Genomic DNA, 16,986 nt, shown 5'->3' with positions numbered 1-16,986 from the left:
TTTTTTCATATACTGCATCCAAGGTGCGGATACGCCATCCTATAAAGTATTTCCTTGTTCAAAGGCATTTGCCAGCTCTCCGAATTTTTCAACCGATAAAACTTCACCTCTGATATTTTCTTCAAGCCCCATATCTTGAAGTATACCCTTAATCTGCTCCTTACTTTTATTGAAAATCCCGGCATTGGACAATGCATTTACAAGTGTCTTTCTCCGCTGTCCAAAGGAGGCTTTAACTAATTTGAAGTACAAATCCTTATTTACGCTTACAGGCGGCTGGCTTAGAATGTCAAGCCTGATTACAGTTGAATGAACCTCCGGCTGCGGTATAAAGCAATGAGGAGGAACATCAAAAATAATTTTCGGTTCCGAATAAAACTGTACTGCAACAGACAATGCTCCGTAATCCTTTGTCCCGGGCTTTGAAACCATCCGCTGTGCGACCTCCCTTTGCACCATGAATACCATTCCGTCAACGCCCTTAACCTCTTCCAGGAATTTCATTATTATCGGAGTAGTTATGTAATAAGGTAAGTTAGCCACCACTTTTACAGCAGCCGCATTATATTTCCTCTTATGTTCCGTTATTATAGCCTCAATATCCACCTTCATTATATCTCTGTTTATAATGTCAATATTTGAAAGCTCACTCAAATTATCCTTCAGCGCAGGAATCAAATGCCTGTCAATTTCCACCGCTGCAACTCCGGCAGCCATTAATGCCATTTCTTTTGTCATACTGCCTATCCCCGGGCCTATTTCAACCACGAGGGTGTCATTGCCTATTCCTGCTGAGTTAACGATATCTTTTACAACATTATCATCATTAAGAAAGTTTTGTCCCAGTGTTTTTGTAAGCTTCAAATTATGCTTTTTGATAACTTCAAGTGTATTATTCTTAATCATTTAATTCTCCTTTAAGAAAAATAGCTAATCTAAATATAATAGATTAGCTGTAAATAGTCCCTTTAAAACTTTCTATTTTTTTTAACATGCGAAGTTGCGTATAGGCTATTTAAGTATATAAACCTTTACCCTTTTTACTCCCCATGTTTCCACCGCGCTTCCGGTATCAAGATAAACATCTATTTTGTTACCCTTTATAGCGCTTCCGGTATCTGCTGCAACCGCATATCCATAATCGGCTGCCTTACCAGGAACCTCGACATATACTCTCGTCCCCAGCGGTATAACCTTCGGATCTACTGCTATTATTCCCTTTTTTACTTTTGCTCCCGTTGCCGTAATTCCAAAGCCGGGATCTCCCGGATTCTTACCCGTATCCTTGAAAGAAGCGGTATAAGAAGTAGCCTTCATATCAATTGCCTTTGAAAATCTTAATGTATCTCCACGTGATGTTTTGTAGTTTAAAACCGTACCAACTTCAACAATTTTATCCAGAGGAACCGTTGCAACAACCTCTTCAATCAATTGTTTTGCGATCTGCTTTCCATTCTCATAAACTACCTTGTAGCTCTTCTCGCGGACTCCTTCCTTACCTTCTCTAACTGTATTTTTTGTTCCGATGTCCAATCGGTCATTTTCTTTAGTAATTGTTTTAAACGGGATAGTGGATGCTTCCGTTACTGTTTTTTCATCTACACGGACTATCGATATGTCCATATCAGGTATAATTTTGTCTTCTAATTTTGACTCAATAAATTTGTCATTACCATCAACGCTGATTGCGTTGTCGCTTAATACCTCTTCTACAGTATCCTTGTATGTTTTTACGTTAAGCTCTTTTCCATCCACCTTGATTGAAACAGGTACTGCTCGTTTAATCTGTATATCATTGCTTTTTATCTTTACGAGCTTCGCATCCAGAGGCATACTGATATAATCTTCATTTTCTACTTTTATGCCTGTCTGCTCCAATACCTCTCCCACCGTTGCTTTCATAGTCTTGACTACAATTTCCTGCCCATCATTGTTGATTACCACGTTCTTCTTCAATCCATTGAATACAAAAAATCCCGCCGTAATGGATATAACAACAGCAATACTTATAATCGCAACATCGAAAGACTTAATCTTGAATCCAGAAAAATACCTTTTAATATTTTTCGCAATCGGTATCATGATACTAACCTCCTGTTAAAATATTCAAAGGGACTATTGTTATTTTAGTCTAAGCACTTATTTTTGTCAAACTTATTACCTAGATGCTGGAAATTTATTCCCTAAAATTATCCCTTTTTTACAATTATTAACCGAAGTTTAGTATATTAATCACCTTTTTTATTTATTCCTTATAATATTTTTTCAATTATAAAGCTTCCCTAATCTCCCCTTGTTTAAGGTTCACCTTTTAATTCTAATATCTGCCACTCACCTGAATATAAGTTTAATTCCATGGTTATATATTTCTCATTTGTCCCATTTACAAATATATTCTGGGTAACCTTATTATCCTCTGTGCTTTCAGGCTTGACAACTTCAAAAACCGCCTTAAGCTGAATCTTTTTTATGTGCTCCTCATCTGTCAGCTCAATATAGGGTTCAGCTGCTTTGAGCTTTATATCCTTTATTTCATTGTAATATAGCTCCTTTAGCTCCTTCACGTCCTTTGGGAGTGTCTTGTCCGAGGTATCCTTACTTATAAAATTCAAGGCGCTTTCATAATTCCTTGCAGCTATAGCCTCTGTCCATTTTTTTATTACCATGTTCATAGGTGAAATATTAAGAGTTTTTTTAAGAGCGATAATCAGAGCCTTCCTTGCTGAAATTTCTTTTCTGAGCTCGGCATTTTCATTGTTCAGCTTAGTTGAGTGCTGCCTCATTGCCTCGTTGTCATTGGTAAGCGTTTCTACCTTTGTAGCGAGCTCCTTATTAAGCTTATCAAGGTTAGTCATCTTTTCGCTCAGAGTATCAATTGTAAGGTTATTGGACTGTTTCATATTCTGATAGCTTTCGATTTGCTTTTCCCTGTCCCATAGCAAATAATTAAAAGAGATAAGTATGGCAATTAAAAATACAAATACAATTACAATAATAAACTTCTTCATATTTATGTCCATTCCTTTCACTTCATTCAAACAGCAGAAGCAACATTTCCTGAGCATACTCATTGTAAGAACTGAATATAGCATTGATAACCGGAGAACTCTGTCAGCCTATTTTTAATACTTTTTTTGCATTGGCGAAAGTCGTATCTGCTACCTCACTAGCACTTATGCCTTTTATTTCAGCAATCTTATCTATTACATAATTCAGATAGCCTGAATTATTTCGCTTTCCTCTATAGGGCTTGGGCGCCAGATAAGGACAATCTGTTTCAATCAGAAGCTTATCCAGCGGAACAGCCTTAACAACTTCTACAGTTTTTCTGGCATTTTTGAAGGTAACCACACCTCCAACAGAAATATAAAAATTATAGTCAAGCATTTCCATCGCCATTTCAGTACTTCCTGAAAAGCAATGGAAAATACCCCCTACCTGATAAGCCTTTGTTTTTTTTATAATATTTATAGTGTCCCCATGTGCCTCTCTGTCATGGATAATAACAGGAAGCCCCAGCTCCCTTGCCAGCTCAATCTGCCTTTCAAACCACTTTTTCTGTACGTCTGCGGAGGGCTCGCCGTAATAGTAATCCAAGCCTATTTCACCTATTGCAGCCACCTTTTTGTTTTTTGAAAGTACTCTGATTTTATCCAGCACAGCTTCAGTTATTCTGTCGGCATACTCAGGATGTATTCCCAAGGCAATATATACAAAGTCATATTTTTCCGCCAGCTCCATATTGGCAGCTAAAGATTCCAGACTGGAGGAAGCATTAAGAATATATGAAACCCCGTTCTTGTGCAGTTCTCTCAGCAAGGAATCCCTGTCCTCATCAAATTTTTCATCATCATAATGTGCATGTGTATCAAAAATCAATTTATCACCCGTCTTGGAATATTTTATCCTACTATTGCGCCGCTGCCCATATCCTTGTCTATCGTAACAAGTGAAAGCCCGTTTTCATCCGAAGCCGCAAGAATCATACCCTGTGATTCAATTCCTCTGAGCTTGGCAGGCTTTAAATTTGCAACAAGAATCAGTGTCTTTCCTACCATTTCCTCGGGCGTATAATATTTAGCAATGCCTGAAACCACCTGCCTTGTTTCTTCACCCACCTGAAGCTTCATTTTTAACAGCTTGTCCGCCTTTTCCACCTTTTCTGCCTCAATAACCCTTGCAACCTTTAATTCTATCTTTGAAAAATCATCAATTGTTATAAGATTCGCATTTGTTTCATTATCATCCTTTGCAGGTTCCTTTTCTGCTTCTGCAGCTTCTTTTATCTCTTCTGGCTTGTTTGCCTGACTGATTTTTTCAATTTCCTCCAGTTCCTTTTTTACGTCTATTCGAGGAAATATTATTTCACCCTTTTTGACGCTTGCTCCAGCCGGATATAGACCCCACTCCTTTGCTCTGCTCCATTCGAGCAGGCTTTTATCCTCTATCCCCAGCTGCCCCCATATTTTTTCAGGTGTTTCAGGCATAAACGGCTGGATAAGGATGGCTATTATTCTTAAGGTTTCGGCAAGATTATACATAACCTGTGCAAGTCTTGCACTGTTTGCCTCATTCTTCGCAAGCACCCAAGGCATTGTTTCATCTATATATTTGTTTGAGCGGGATACAACCTTCCATATCTCAGCTAATGCAGTATTAAACTGGAGATTATCCAGCAAATTCTCCACTTTTTCAGGTGTTTCCCTTGCAATTTTTATCAAATCATCATCAAAATCACCTGCTTCTTTTACATCAGGGATAGTTCCGCCGAAATATTTATCTATCATGGCAACAGTTCTGCTTACCAAATTTCCTAAATCATTCGCCAAATCTGAATTTATTCTGTTAATAAGTGCTTCATTTGTAAATACTCCATCCTGTCCGAACGGAACCTCTCTGAGCAGGAAGTACCTTATTGCGTCAAGTCCGTATTTTGCTACCAGTATCTTAGGATCAACAACATTTCCTTTAGACTTGGACATCTTGCCGCCTTCAAGCAAAAGCCACCCATGTCCGTAAATCTGTTTCGGCAGCGGCGCACCCAATGCCATAAGCATTGCAGGCCAAATTATAGTATGAAATCTTACTATTTCCTTTGCCATCAAATGAACATCCGCAGGCCAATACTTCCTGAAATCTGAATCGTCCTCAGACAAGTAGCCAAGTGCAGTAATATAATTTGATAAAGCATCTACCCATACATATACGACATGCTTATCATCAAAAGTAACCGGAATCCCCCAGTTGAAGGATGTTCTGGATACACACAGGTCTTCCAGTCCCGGCCTTAAAAAGTTATTCAGCATTTCATTCTGTCTTGATACCGGCTGAATAAAATCCGGATTTTCTTCAATTAATTTTATTAATCTATCCTGATATTTTGATAATCTGAAAAAATAGCTTTCTTCTCTTGTAAGCTCAACCTCTCGTCCGCAATCCGGACATTTTCCGTCCACCAGCTGGGTTTTTGTCCAGAAAGACTCGCAAGGGGTACAATACCAGCCCTCATATGAGCCCTTATATATATCACCCTGTTCATACAGTCTTTTAAATATCTTCTGGACTGCCTTGACATGTTCCTCATCTGTCGTTCTGATAAACTTGTCATTAGTTATTTTCATAAGCTTCCAAAGCTCTTTTATGCCGGAAACAATTTCATCAACATAGGCCTTCGGTGTTATACCCTTCTCCTCGGCCTTTCTCTGAATTTTCTGTCCGTGCTCATCAGTTCCTGTCAAAAACATTACATCATATCCGTTTAATCTTTTATATCTGGCAACAGCGTCTGCCGCAACAGTTGTATATGAATGCCCTATATGAAGGTTACCGCTCGGATAATATATAGGTGTTGTAATATAGTATGTTTTTTTAGTCATTTTTTCCTCCTCATTTGCCGCTAATTGTACTTCCTCGATGAAAACAACCGGACAACAGCATTTATTTGATATAATTATGTCCATATTCCTATACTATAACTAATAGTCCAATTAATTTCCCGTATAATTTTCTGTTTTCTTTCACATTAATTTATTAAATGTTATAATAAATAAAATTACATATTATTACTATACCTATTTGTTAATACTTTTTCAAGGCTAAAATTACAGGAAATTAGGCGTGGAGGTTAGTATGAGTTATTTACCAAACTGTATAAATTTCAAAAAAAACTACTCCGGCACCGTCTGCCCTCTGGTAACCAAAAGAATATATGAATACAGCCGGTATACACAGCAAATCAGAACGCGCCTGATAAGATCATATGCTATTGAAGCTTTAGATAAAAACAGATTTGATTTGGCAGTTTCCTCTGTTTTTACTCTTTATCCCAATGTAAATATTTCATTGGCTGCAGATATTATTTTTTCCTTTCAGGCGATAGTTCAGTACTTGGACACAATCTGCTCCCATTACTCATCAAGTACGGAATCCTTTCTCAAGCTGATTTTTTCATCATTAAAGGATGCTACAAATATCCGTTCAGACGATTTTATAAAATATTTTACGTTTTTCCCCTCAAAGGATGATGACGGGTATCTAAGCATTCTTGTGGAAAAATGCAGGCAAAAGGTGCTTCTCCTGCCTGCTTTCAGTGTAGTCAGGGATTATATTGTCGCTTATTTGACGCTGTTTATTGATTTACAGGTCCTTAAATATTCTTCTGACGAAGCAGATATTGAGTTTAATCTTTTAAGCTGGAGCAACGCCCATAATCAAAGATATTCAGAGATATCAAGCTGGGAATTCTGCATGTCAGTGGATTCACCTCTCATGCTTCAGCTTTTGCTTGCTTTAGCCACAAACCCTGATTTAACAGAGCAGGAGGTGGAAAATATAAGCAATGCCTTTTTTCCCTGGATATGCGGAATTCAAAAAATATTGGAAGGCTATTTGAGCTATAATGACAGCCTCTTTTCCAGAAGCATTAATTATATATTTTTGTATACAAATTTGAAGGAGTATGAAGACAGGATCACTTACTTTATTAAAAAAGCATATGAAAATAAAAATTCTTATTTTAAAAAGTATGGTTCTATAATTAAAATATTGCTGAGTATTTATGCCACACATCCGAAAGCTGACGCAGGTATGAAAAAAATAACCAGCAAGGTTATACTGAGAGCCGGAGGCCGGGGAATGTTTATATATACCGGTCTTATCAATGTGATAAGAGCAAAAAATCAGCTGCTGTCAAACAAAGACCAATAGCCCGTATTACTCGTCCGTAACCTGTACCTTTATCCGAATACCAGCCTGCATGCCCACAAGGATGCTATAACACTGATAATATCAGCCATTATAGCTGCCGCAAGAGTATATCTTATATTCTTTATGCCGACAGCTCCGTAATAAACCGCCAAGGTATAGAATATAGTCTCGGTAGAGCCCATCATGACCGCAGCCACCCTCCCTTCAAAGGTATCCGGCCCGAAGTTTTTTATTATTTCCGTTACAAACGCAAATGACGCACTGCCTGAAATAGGTCTTAACAATGCCAGCGGGGCTACCTGCGGCGGCATTCCCAAAAGATCAGTTAAAGGCCTCAGTATGTAAATTAAAATATCCATCGCCCCCGAAGCCTTAAAAACTCCCACTGCAACCAATAACCCAACCAGCGACGGTATTATCCTGATGATTGTTTCTATTCCCTCTTTGGCACCTTCAACAAACAAATCATAAGCCTTGATTTTTTTTATTACTGCCGCAAGCAATATTACAATAAAGATTACAGGGATTGCAAAATCCGAAAAACTCCTTATCACTCCCATAGTCACCACATTCTAGCTTTCATTTTTATCGTTCCATGCTTTTGATAACAGCTTTGCCGCAATAATGCCCATAATAGTGGCACATATAGATGCAATCCAGATACATACTATGATTTCGGCAGGCTTTTTTGAGCCTGCGGAGGTTCTAAGGGCTATAATATTGGCAGGAATCAGCTGAATTGCCGCAGTATTCAGCACTAAAAACATACACATGGAATCTGTCGCCGACCTCTTATTTTTGTTCAGACTTTGCAGCTCATTCATAGCTTTGATTCCAAGGGGAGTTGCCGCATTTCCGAGGCCTAAAAAATTTGCTGTCAGATTCATGACTATCGCACCAAGTGCCGGGTGGTCCTTTGGAATATCGGGAAATAAAAATTTCAGTACAGGTCTTACAAGTCTGCCGAGCACATTAATAAGCCCGCTTTTTTCCGCCACCTTCATTAACCCGGTCCAAAGGCACATTACCCCCAAAAGCCCAAAACACACAACTATAGCTGATTGTGCAGAATCCATCGCAGCTTTTGTCACCTGATCAAGCCTGCCGGTTAAGCCTCCTGCGATAAAGCCTATTAAAAGCAGTCCAACCCATATATAATTAAGCATATACACCTCTGTAAATCCTTTAAGCTGTTATCAGTAAAGCTTCATATTTTTTGGCAAACACAGCCTAAATACAGCAATACCTACTAATTATATATGCTGAGTTTCATAGCTTTTATGACTGGTTATTTAATCGTTTTTTGTCGAATAACCTCATGTAAATGATATCCTTTTCCCAGTATTATTTTTCTAGCTCTGTAATTTACTTTGTAATAAAAAATTCACAAAAATTTAATATTTTTTTCACAATGAGTAAAAAACCCTTGAAACGCACTAAAATCCAGTATTTTTCTTACATTCTTACTCTCAAATGTCATTTTATTTTTTTTATTTTAAAGTTGACGGTAAATGGAATATATGGTATTATAAATTCGAAGTTTGTCGAAATATAAAGTGTATATAGGAGGTTATATAGTTATGAAATCTACAGGTATAGTAAGAAAAGTTGATGAGTTAGGAAGGGTTGTTTTACCAATTGAGCTTCGTAGAACATTTGATATCGCAGAAAAGGACGCTCTTGAAATTTATGTTGATGATTCAACAATAATTCTTAAGAAATATGAGCCTGCATGTATATTCTGCGGCAATGCAAAGGATGTTCAGGTTTATAAGGGAAAGAATATTTGCCCTGATTGCATGAAAGAATTAAAAGGTAAATAAAATCAATTGATTTTCTAATTGCAACTAAAATAAAGAGAACCTGCATCAACGGTTCTCTTTATTTTTATATAAAAAGACCTCAGGTTAACCTTCCTTTATTTAGCGTCCCCTGTTATTTTTTCATGACAGCATTATACACATCTCTTTTACTTATGCCTCTATCCTCTGCCGCCTTTTTTACAGCCTCTTTTTTTGTCATTCCTTCCTTGACATATGTCTGAACATGCTCTTCAATGCTTATTTCGGAATACTTTTCTCTGGCACTGTCTTTAAGCACATCCTGCTTTTGTCCCTCCACTATAAGTACAAACTCACCCTTTGGCGGTTCAGTCTTATATTTTTCCATAGCCTCCCCGATACTGCATCTTACAACCTCCTCATGTATCTTCGTAAGCTCTCTTGCAAGCGCTATCCTTCTGTCTCCAAGGGCATTATATATATCCTTCAAGGTATATGCAAGCTTATGGGGTGCCTCATAAAAAATAATAGTACGGGTTTCGTTCTCCAATCTTCTCAGATGCTCCTGCCTAACTCTTTTATTCATGGGCAGAAATCCTTCAAAAACAAATTGTCCTGCCGGCAGGCCGGAAATTACCAAGCCTGTCATAGCGGCAACCGGCCCCGGAATCATTGTTACCTTGATATTGTTTTCTATTGCAAGCCTTACCAAATCCTCTCCGGGATCGGATATTCCAGGGCTTCCGGCATCTGAAACCAGGGCAATATTCTCCCCTGTCAGAAGCTGCTCAATTAAATAATTCCCTTTTGTATTCTTATTATGCTCATGATAGCTGATTAACGGTTTCTTTATTTCAAAATGATTAAGAAGCTTTATCGACTGCCTTGTGTCCTCAGCAGCAATTATATCCACCTCTTTAAGCGTATTTACCGCTCTGAAGGTTATATCCTGAAGATTTCCTATCGGAGTAGCCACAAGATAAAGAGTACCCTTTTCACTCAATTTTCTGTTACCTCTCTGCCATATATTTTGTTTATTTCATCTGAATATGTTCCATCCTGATTATATACATACAGAGGCTCCTGAACCTTTAGCTCGGGCTTTCCTCCCCTGTTTCCCTTTATCAATATCATATTTGGCTTTTTATAGGGCTTTGGATGTACAAATCTCAGATATTTAGGCTCTATTCCGTTATTTCTCATACTGCATATTATATCTGCCAGTCTTTCCGGTCTATGAACCATTGCCAGCTGTCCGCCCGACACTAACAATGCTGCGGCTGAGCTTACAACATCCTCCAGACTGCAAAGAATCTCATGCCTTGAAACAGCCTTGCTGTCATGTGGATTTACAAGGCCGCAGCCCTTATTTGTATAAGGAGGATTTGACACTACCAGCTCAAAGCTGGATTTGCTGAAATATTCACTATATCTTTTTATGTCTCCATGTATTATTTGAACTCTGTCTTCAAGTCCATTCAAAATAACACTGCGATTTGCCATTTCAGCCATATTCCCCTGTATCTCAAGACCTGCAATTGCTTTTGCCTGTGTTTTGCCTGCCAATAGTACGGGAATTATTCCTGTACCCGTTCCAATGTCAAGTACTCTGCAATCCTTTTTAACATCTGCAAAATCAGATAATAAAACTGCATCCACTCCAAAGCAAAAGGTTTCTGTATTCTGGATCAGTCTCAATCCTTTAAGCTGCAAATCATCTATTCGTTCCTTCTCATTTATCTCAACCAATGCGGCACCTCTTGACCTGTTGCATTTTATGGTTTAAATTATATCTGCTGAAAAAAAGGCCAAATAAAGGTTATCCCCTTATCTGACCTTCATTGCCTGAAAATATTACTTTTGTTCCGGAGCATCAACTGGACAGACATTTGCACATGCACCGCACTCAATGCAAGTGTCTGCATCTATTACATATGCGCTGTCTCCTGCAGCTATACAGGATACTGGACATTCAGATTCACAAGCTCCGCAGCTGATACATGCATCAGTTATAAAATATGCCATTAAAATACACCTCCTAAGAATTAAGAAAAAAGCAATCTCTAATTGTCATGCTATTCGCTATTATTTTAACATCATTTTTTATTATTGACAACGTAATTTATTTAAATTTAAAGATTTAATCCTCAAGCTGTTTGAGAGCCTCCAAGTCAATATCGGCATCATCTGTGGCAGCCGCATCCTTTATAACCTTTACTTCACCATCCTTGAAATTATATACTCTGAGCTCATTGTCATTTCCCTCATCAAGCTTTATCTTGAGAACCTCTCTCAGCAAATTAACTCCAACAACCGTTCCATGTCCCTCGGGAGTGTCTACTATGGCACCTGTCTTTGGAACTCTTCCCAAAAGGTCTTCATATGCCTCCTGCTCATATTTCAGACAGCACATAAGCCTCCCGCAGGTACCTGATATCTTTGTCGGATTCAAAGAAAGAGATTGTTCCTTCGCCATTTTTATGGAAACAGGCTGGAACTCACCCAAAAATGAGTTGCAGCAAAGAACTCTGCCGCATATTCCCATTCCGCCCATCATCTTTGATTCATCTCTTACACCAATCTGCCTTAATTCAATCCTTGTTTTAAAAACCGCAGCCAAATCCTTTACAAGCTCTCTGAAATCAACTCTTCCGTCAGCTGTGAAATAAAATAATACTTTGTTGTTGTCAAAGGTATATTCCACATCTATAAGCTTCATATCAAGCTTATGGTCATTTATTTTTTGAAGGCAAATATTGTATGCTTCCTTTTCTTTTCTGTCATTCTCCTGCGCGTGAGCAGCATCCTCTTCAGTGGCTATCCGTATTACTTTTTTAAGAGGCGCTACTATCTCGGACTCATCAACCTCTCTGTTCGGAACAACTACAAGTCCGTATTCAATGCCTCTTGCCGTTTCTACAATTACATTCCGGTTTAAATCAATCAAAAGCTCGCCGGGATCAAAATAATAAATTTTTCCCGCATTTTTAAACCTAACGCCTACTACATTTACCATTTATATGATTCCTTTCTTATTAAAACGCATATGTAATAACGAAGCTCAATCCAGAGCCGCAGCACCTCGCTTATGAAACAACGCTTTGCTTTGACGAATTCTGCTGAATTTTCATCAGCATTACTTCAATTGCAAGCTGAAAGTTCGCATTTACCTCTAAGCTCTTTTTTGCACTCCAGACAGCACTTATACACTTCATTATGCCGGATACTTTTATACCGGTATTCTTAATAATCATATCTTTTTTATCTGAATTAATCAATATCCTAAAATCACCTGTTTGCCTGTATACCAGCATATCCCTGAAAAACAGCAGCATTACACGCAATATAAAATCTATCTTGTCATCATTTTTTTCAAAAAGCCCATACAGCGAAAACAAATCCAAATCCTGCGAATTCAACAGCTGCACCACCTTATCCAAAACCTCATCCCGTATTTCCAGATAATGCGGTGAATCCAATAAACCTATTGCAGTACCAATTACACCGTCTGAATATGGCACTATAAAATCCCACTCAGGCTTACTATTTCCATATTTCTCTTTGAGGATACCCATAATTTCTTCATAAGTTAATTTATTAAAGAAAATTCTCCGGCATCTGGAACGAATAGTAGGCGTCATAGCTGCCGAGGACTGTACTGCAAGTATAAACACCACGTAAGGCGGAGGCTCTTCAAGTGACTTGAGCAGCGCATTCTGAGCCTGCACAGTCATTTTGTCCGCATTGTTTATTAGAAATATTTTATATTCCGAATATAACGGTCTTATTACAAGCCCCTTCAGTAAGTTTCTGATGTTTTCAACACTAATGCTTTTGTCATCCTCTGCATATATTTCCTGAAAATCCGGATGAGAGCCCTGCTGAAATAACAGGCAGGCTTTGCACTTTCCGCAAGGTCCGTCTTCAGCTTCACACATAAGCACAGAAGAAAACGCCAAAGCAGTCTCTCTTTTTCCGATGCCATTCGCTCCTTCAAATATATATGCATGACTTACATTATTGTTTTTTATCGCTGCCCTTAAGGTTTTCAACACCTTTTGGTGCCCTAACATTATAAGCTTCAACCTCCCGCCTACGGTATCCCTCTCCAAGAGCTGTCTTACGACTTAGAAGGCATATCCTATAAGAACAAATCCAGAATTAACCCCCTGATATCATCCAGCTTTTTTAATATGCTGATATTATCCTGCTCTGCTTTAAGCACCTCATTTGTAAGCTCAATCAGCTCTTCATTTATCTTATTGATAATAGCATACACCCTGTGCCTTCCCCGTCTATCCAAAAAGCTTTTTTTTGAAAAGCTGTGAGAGTGAGCAACTGCCTCATCAAGAAATTCGGATATTAACTGCTTGTAAATTTTCAAGTCACGTATATCCGCTTTTTTCCCCAGCTTCTTACCCTGACTCTGTATCTTATCGGCAAGTGTCCTTATTCTTTCCTCATAATTTACAGTTTCCAGCCTTCTCAGCTGAGATGCAAAATTAATATCTCTTTCATTTCTGACAGCCCTTTCATCTCTCTCAGGAAAGGTCTTAATTCTGGAATTGTTAGATGCATCCTGAATTTTTATGGCTTACTCACTCCCCAAAGTGCATATTTAATAATAATTTATATTTTATAAAATCTCTCTACATCGACTACAAATATAGTCGCCCCTCCAACAACTACCTCAACCGGATACGGCATATACATTCCACTCATGGCATCAAGTCCGCCAGGTGTAGCCGGTGTGTTAATAACCTGCTTTCTGCTTTTTGATTTTTTCTCAATGATAGCAACTACCTCATCCAGCTTTTCTTCCTCCACACCAACCAGTAAAGTTGTATTCCCTGCCTTCAGGAAGCCTCCCGAAGAGCACATCTTCGTGACCCCAAAGCCACTCTTATTAAGTTCATCCATTACTTTACGGCCGTCCTCATCATGAACAACTGCAAAAACCAGTTTCATAAAGCATGCCCCCTTAATAAATATTTTATAGAAGTTCATTCAGACACTCGATTATTTGAGAAGAAATCTCACTTATCGATTTATTGGCATCAATTGCCCTGATTCTTTCCGGAAAAAGTAATGCCATTTTTTTATAGCCCTCATATACACGTCTGTGAAAGTCTATCTTTTCCTGCTCTATTCTATCAGCCCCGGATGCATTTATTCTTCTTTTTATTGCCGTCTCAGGAGCTATATCAAGAAAAAATGTCATATCCGGGCTCATTCCATCTATAGCCACTCTGTTGACATCTGCTATTATCCTGAGATCGACTCCTCTTCCGCTTCCCTGATACGCATAGCTGGAATCAACAAATCTATCACAAATTACTACTTTTCCGGCTTCCACCGCCGGCCGGATTACCTGTGCAACATGCTGCGCCCTTGATGCCGCATACATTATCATTTCAGTCAACGGAGTAATATCTGTGTTTGAAGGATCAAGGATTATGTCTCTAATCGACTCGCTGACTTTTGTGCCTCCGGGTTCACGTGACAGAACTACTTCATATCCCTTTTCTCTCACATACCCTTCCAGCAGCTTTATTTGGGTGGTTTTTCCCGAGCCGTCTGTGCCTTCAAAAGTTATAAATTTGCCATTTTTCATTTGTATTTTCCTCCAGCCGGATTACATGCGGTTTAAATAATTCATTTTAAATAATATCAAGTCAATCGAGGCTTCAAGCCTTTGTACAATTAGTCCTTATGTTCAAATATCCTTGCACAATAAAATAATTATATTCCTATATAAAATTATAACATATTATTTTATAACTTGGATATATCTATTGTAGCTAATGCCGTTTACCTTACCGCTGCCCTCAATAACAGCGGATATATACCGTATATGGTATTTTTCAATAATTTCCCCGGGATATAAAACCGGTATTCCGGGCGGATATGGAGTTATCACATCTGCACATATTCTCCCGCAGCTTTCCTTCAAAGGTATCGCTTTCTTCTGCGCCATATATGCCTCATAAGGCAAGCTTCCCGCTTTTGCCTTTTCAAAGGCACTTGTCTGCAATTCCTCATAATATTTTTCAATTATACTCTGCTGTAGGTTTAACCCTTGCAGTTCTCCCCTGAAGGCTAATCCCCGAAGCCCCTTCAAAGCTGCAAGCAAGCTTGAGAATGTGTCAGGGCTGTCAGCTATCGTTGTAATAAATACCAGATTTTCATAATCAGCCATTTCCACCTGTGTTTTAAAGCGCTCTCTTAATAGCTTCTCCGCATAATAGCCGCTTATTCCAAGCTTTCTTATATTTATAACCAGCCTGGTGGGATCATGAGCTGCTTTTTCATTCAAATTTTGCAGGAATGCTGACCCGCATGTTGTTTCCCCTTTAAAATTGCTCTCAGACATACTATTTGATAAAATTCTATATTCGGGATACTCCCGCAGCTCCCTGCTGAACAATTCAATTTCGCTTATCAAGGCCTCCAGCTTTGATGCCCCTTCTGTCACCATCAATTCTCTGGCGATATCAAGGTATGACATTATAATATATGACGGACTTGAGGTTTGAAGCATACTTAAATTAAATTTCAGCCTTTCAGCATCAGCTCTGCTTCCTTTTATGTGCAAATAGGCTCCCTGTGTCACTGCCGGAAGGGTTTTATGGGCACTTTGAATGCATATATCCGCGCCATACTGCAATGCAGGCGAAGGCAGTCTGCGATTAAAGGCAAAATGTGCTCCATGAGCCTCATCCACAATCAACAGCTTATTATGGGCGTGAACCGCACAGGCTATCTTCTCAATATCACTGCATATTCCGTAATAGTTGGGCCTTGTTACCAGTACCGCCGCCGCATCAGGATGCTCCTGCAATAACTTTTCTATACTTTTTGAAGTTATTGCCCCGGCAATTCCAAATTCACAATTGTATTCAGGGTATGCAAAAACCGGCTCTGCACCGGATAGTATAAGACCTGCCGCCACAGACTTGTGTGAATCTCTCCCCACAATGATTTTCTGCCCTCTGGAGCAGGCACTCATGATTGCCGCCTGAATACCGCAAGTGGAACCATTTACAAGAAAAAATGTCCTGTCTGCTCCAAAAGCGGCGGCAGCCAGTTCCTCAGCTTCTTTTATAATTCCCTCCGGATAGTGAAGGTTGTCTGTTCCCTCAACTTCGGTCACATCAAGTCTCAATATGTCCCTTGCCAGCTCCTGCGGTATTCCTTTCGAGAGCTTGTGCCCCGGCATGTGAAATATATTCATGTCCTGTTCCGCGTATTCCCTCAGGTAGTTGTATATTGGGGTGTTGTAGGTGTTCATCGTCGGATACCTGTATTTTTCATTAAATTGGCTAATCCATCTATTTTCATCCGTTGTTTTCTTCTATCAGTGTAACATATTACCTTTAAGCGCACAATTATATCTGTTTGAGGACTATAAATAAAAGCAGCCGTCATACTCTTATAATACGGCCCTCTTTTCTGGGCCTTGCGGCAGGATACTCAGAGTCATAGTAGCCCAGTATGCAATTGCCTATTCCAACATAGCTGTCTTTAATTCCCCATTCCTTTAAAAGAGCCTTTCCTTTTTCGGTCATGAACATTTCCCTTGCCCTGTGAATCCAGCAGGAGCTCACTCCTACGGCATAGGCAGCATTCATAAGATTGCCCAATACCAGACTTCCGTCCTCCAGATATGTTACTCTGTCACTGTCAGCCAATACAACAATTACGGTAGGCGCACCATAAAACGGATCTGAATCCGGCGCCCCTGTATATGCTGCATTTAACTTTGAGAGCCTTTGAATTACCTCCTCTTTCTGGACAACTACCATTATTGCCGATTGGGAGCCCATGCCGCTCGGTGCATATTCACCGGCTTCCAATATCTGATTCAGCTGTTCCTCTGTTATCTGTTCATCCTTATATCTTCTGATACTTCTTCTTTCCTTCAAAGCCTTCAATGTTTCATTCATAATTAACCTCCCCGCCGGATTTCCGGCAAAAATCAGCAAATAAAAATATATGC

Annotated in this window: 19 protein-coding genes; 2 read left to right on the top strand and 17 right to left on the bottom strand. The window is 39.1% G+C overall.

Going from position 1 to position 16,986, the window contains the following annotated elements:
- Positions 1–39: 39 nt before the first annotated feature.
- The 5 genes from rsmA to metG all read right to left on the bottom strand — a co-directional run bounded on the left by rsmA (position 40) and on the right by metG (position 5,876).
- The gene (gene rsmA / locus LY28_RS05030) at positions 40–906 is read right to left on the bottom strand and encodes a 16S rRNA (adenine(1518)-N(6)/adenine(1519)-N(6))-dimethyltransferase RsmA (protein ID WP_110461085.1); all 867 of its coding nucleotides are present in this window, start codon (positions 904–906) and stop codon (positions 40–42) included.
- A 105-nt stretch (positions 907–1,011) separates the two neighbouring features.
- Positions 1,012–2,082 (bottom strand): 3D domain-containing protein, encoded by a 1,071-nt coding sequence (locus tag LY28_RS05025; RefSeq protein WP_110461084.1) that lies wholly within the window; start codon positions 2,080–2,082, stop codon positions 1,012–1,014.
- A 215-nt stretch (positions 2,083–2,297) separates the two neighbouring features.
- On the bottom strand, positions 2,298–3,020 hold the full coding sequence (locus LY28_RS05020; RefSeq protein ID WP_242981154.1) for a hypothetical protein: 723 nt from the start codon (positions 3,018–3,020) through the stop codon (positions 2,298–2,300).
- 91 nt (positions 3,021–3,111) lie between these two features.
- Complete coding sequence (locus LY28_RS05015) at positions 3,112–3,879, bottom strand: TatD family hydrolase (protein ID WP_110461083.1); 768 nt, start codon at positions 3,877–3,879, stop codon at positions 3,112–3,114.
- 23 nt (positions 3,880–3,902) lie between these two features.
- The gene (metG, locus tag LY28_RS05010; RefSeq protein ID WP_110461082.1) at positions 3,903–5,876 is read right to left on the bottom strand and encodes a methionine--tRNA ligase; all 1,974 of its coding nucleotides are present in this window, start codon (positions 5,874–5,876) and stop codon (positions 3,903–3,905) included.
- Between the two features lie 253 nt (positions 5,877–6,129).
- Between metG and LY28_RS05005 the strand changes: the two genes are divergently transcribed.
- Positions 6,130–7,206 (top strand): DUF2600 family protein, encoded by a 1,077-nt coding sequence (locus tag LY28_RS05005; RefSeq protein ID WP_110461081.1) that lies wholly within the window; start codon positions 6,130–6,132, stop codon positions 7,204–7,206.
- Between the two features lie 29 nt (positions 7,207–7,235).
- Here the strand turns inward: LY28_RS05005 and LY28_RS05000 are convergent, their stop codons facing one another.
- Together LY28_RS05000 and LY28_RS04995 are read right to left on the bottom strand one after the other, a co-directional pair.
- Positions 7,236–7,766, bottom strand: coding sequence for a spore maturation protein (locus LY28_RS05000; protein ID WP_110461080.1), 531 nt, complete (start codon positions 7,764–7,766; stop codon positions 7,236–7,238).
- A 12-nt stretch (positions 7,767–7,778) separates the two neighbouring features.
- Positions 7,779–8,372, bottom strand: a complete 594-nt coding sequence (locus LY28_RS04995; protein ID WP_110461079.1) for a nucleoside recognition domain-containing protein — start codon at positions 8,370–8,372, stop codon at positions 7,779–7,781.
- A 414-nt stretch (positions 8,373–8,786) separates the two neighbouring features.
- Between LY28_RS04995 and LY28_RS04990 the strand changes: the two genes are divergently transcribed.
- The gene (locus tag LY28_RS04990) at positions 8,787–9,029 is read left to right on the top strand and encodes an AbrB/MazE/SpoVT family DNA-binding domain-containing protein (protein ID WP_110461078.1); all 243 of its coding nucleotides are present in this window, start codon (positions 8,787–8,789) and stop codon (positions 9,027–9,029) included.
- A 112-nt stretch (positions 9,030–9,141) separates the two neighbouring features.
- On the opposite strand, the gene rsmI is transcribed toward LY28_RS04990, so the two are convergent.
- From rsmI to LY28_RS04940, 10 genes are all read right to left on the bottom strand, one after another.
- Complete coding sequence (rsmI, locus tag LY28_RS04985) at positions 9,142–9,990, bottom strand: 16S rRNA (cytidine(1402)-2'-O)-methyltransferase (protein ID WP_110461077.1); 849 nt, start codon at positions 9,988–9,990, stop codon at positions 9,142–9,144.
- A complete protein-coding gene (locus LY28_RS04980) occupies positions 9,987–10,736 on the bottom strand; it encodes a tRNA1(Val) (adenine(37)-N6)-methyltransferase (protein WP_110461076.1) in 750 nt (249 codons plus the stop codon). Before LY28_RS04980 ends, rsmI begins: the two co-directional genes overlap by 4 nt.
- 105 nt (positions 10,737–10,841) lie before the next feature.
- Positions 10,842–11,012 carry a DUF362 domain-containing protein gene (locus tag LY28_RS04975; RefSeq protein WP_110461075.1) on the bottom strand — a complete coding sequence of 57 codons (171 nt, stop codon included), beginning with the start codon at positions 11,010–11,012 and terminating at the stop codon, positions 10,842–10,844.
- Positions 11,013–11,127: 115 nt separating this feature from the next.
- Positions 11,128–12,003 (bottom strand): PSP1 domain-containing protein, encoded by an 876-nt coding sequence (locus tag LY28_RS04970; protein ID WP_110461074.1) that lies wholly within the window; start codon positions 12,001–12,003, stop codon positions 11,128–11,130.
- Positions 12,004–12,073: 70 nt separating this feature from the next.
- Positions 12,074–13,060, bottom strand: a complete 987-nt coding sequence (gene holB, locus LY28_RS04965) for a DNA polymerase III subunit delta' (protein ID WP_110461073.1) — start codon at positions 13,058–13,060, stop codon at positions 12,074–12,076.
- 68 nt (positions 13,061–13,128) lie between these two features.
- Positions 13,129–13,545, bottom strand: a complete 417-nt coding sequence (locus LY28_RS04960; RefSeq protein ID WP_278302769.1) for a YaaR family protein — start codon at positions 13,543–13,545, stop codon at positions 13,129–13,131.
- Positions 13,546–13,616: 71 nt separating this feature from the next.
- Positions 13,617–13,955, bottom strand: coding sequence for a cyclic-di-AMP receptor (locus LY28_RS04955; protein ID WP_110461071.1), 339 nt, complete (start codon positions 13,953–13,955; stop codon positions 13,617–13,619).
- A gap of 25 nt (positions 13,956–13,980) precedes the next feature.
- Positions 13,981–14,601, bottom strand: coding sequence for a dTMP kinase (gene tmk / locus LY28_RS04950; protein WP_110461070.1), 621 nt, complete (start codon positions 14,599–14,601; stop codon positions 13,981–13,983).
- Between the two features lie 156 nt (positions 14,602–14,757).
- Positions 14,758–16,278 (bottom strand): aminotransferase class I/II-fold pyridoxal phosphate-dependent enzyme, encoded by a 1,521-nt coding sequence (locus LY28_RS04945; protein WP_110461069.1) that lies wholly within the window; start codon positions 16,276–16,278, stop codon positions 14,758–14,760.
- Between the two features lie 133 nt (positions 16,279–16,411).
- Positions 16,412–16,933: a nitroreductase gene (locus tag LY28_RS04940; protein ID WP_110461068.1), complete on the bottom strand. Its 522-nt coding sequence runs from the start codon at positions 16,931–16,933 to the stop codon at positions 16,412–16,414.
- Positions 16,934–16,986: the final 53 nt, after the last annotated feature.

The organism is Ruminiclostridium sufflavum DSM 19573 (assembly GCF_003208175.1).
GTDB classification, from domain to species: Bacteria; Bacillota; Clostridia; order Acetivibrionales; family DSM-1351; genus Ruminiclostridium; species Ruminiclostridium sufflavum.
This window is presented reverse-complemented; position numbering and strand designations above follow the sequence as displayed.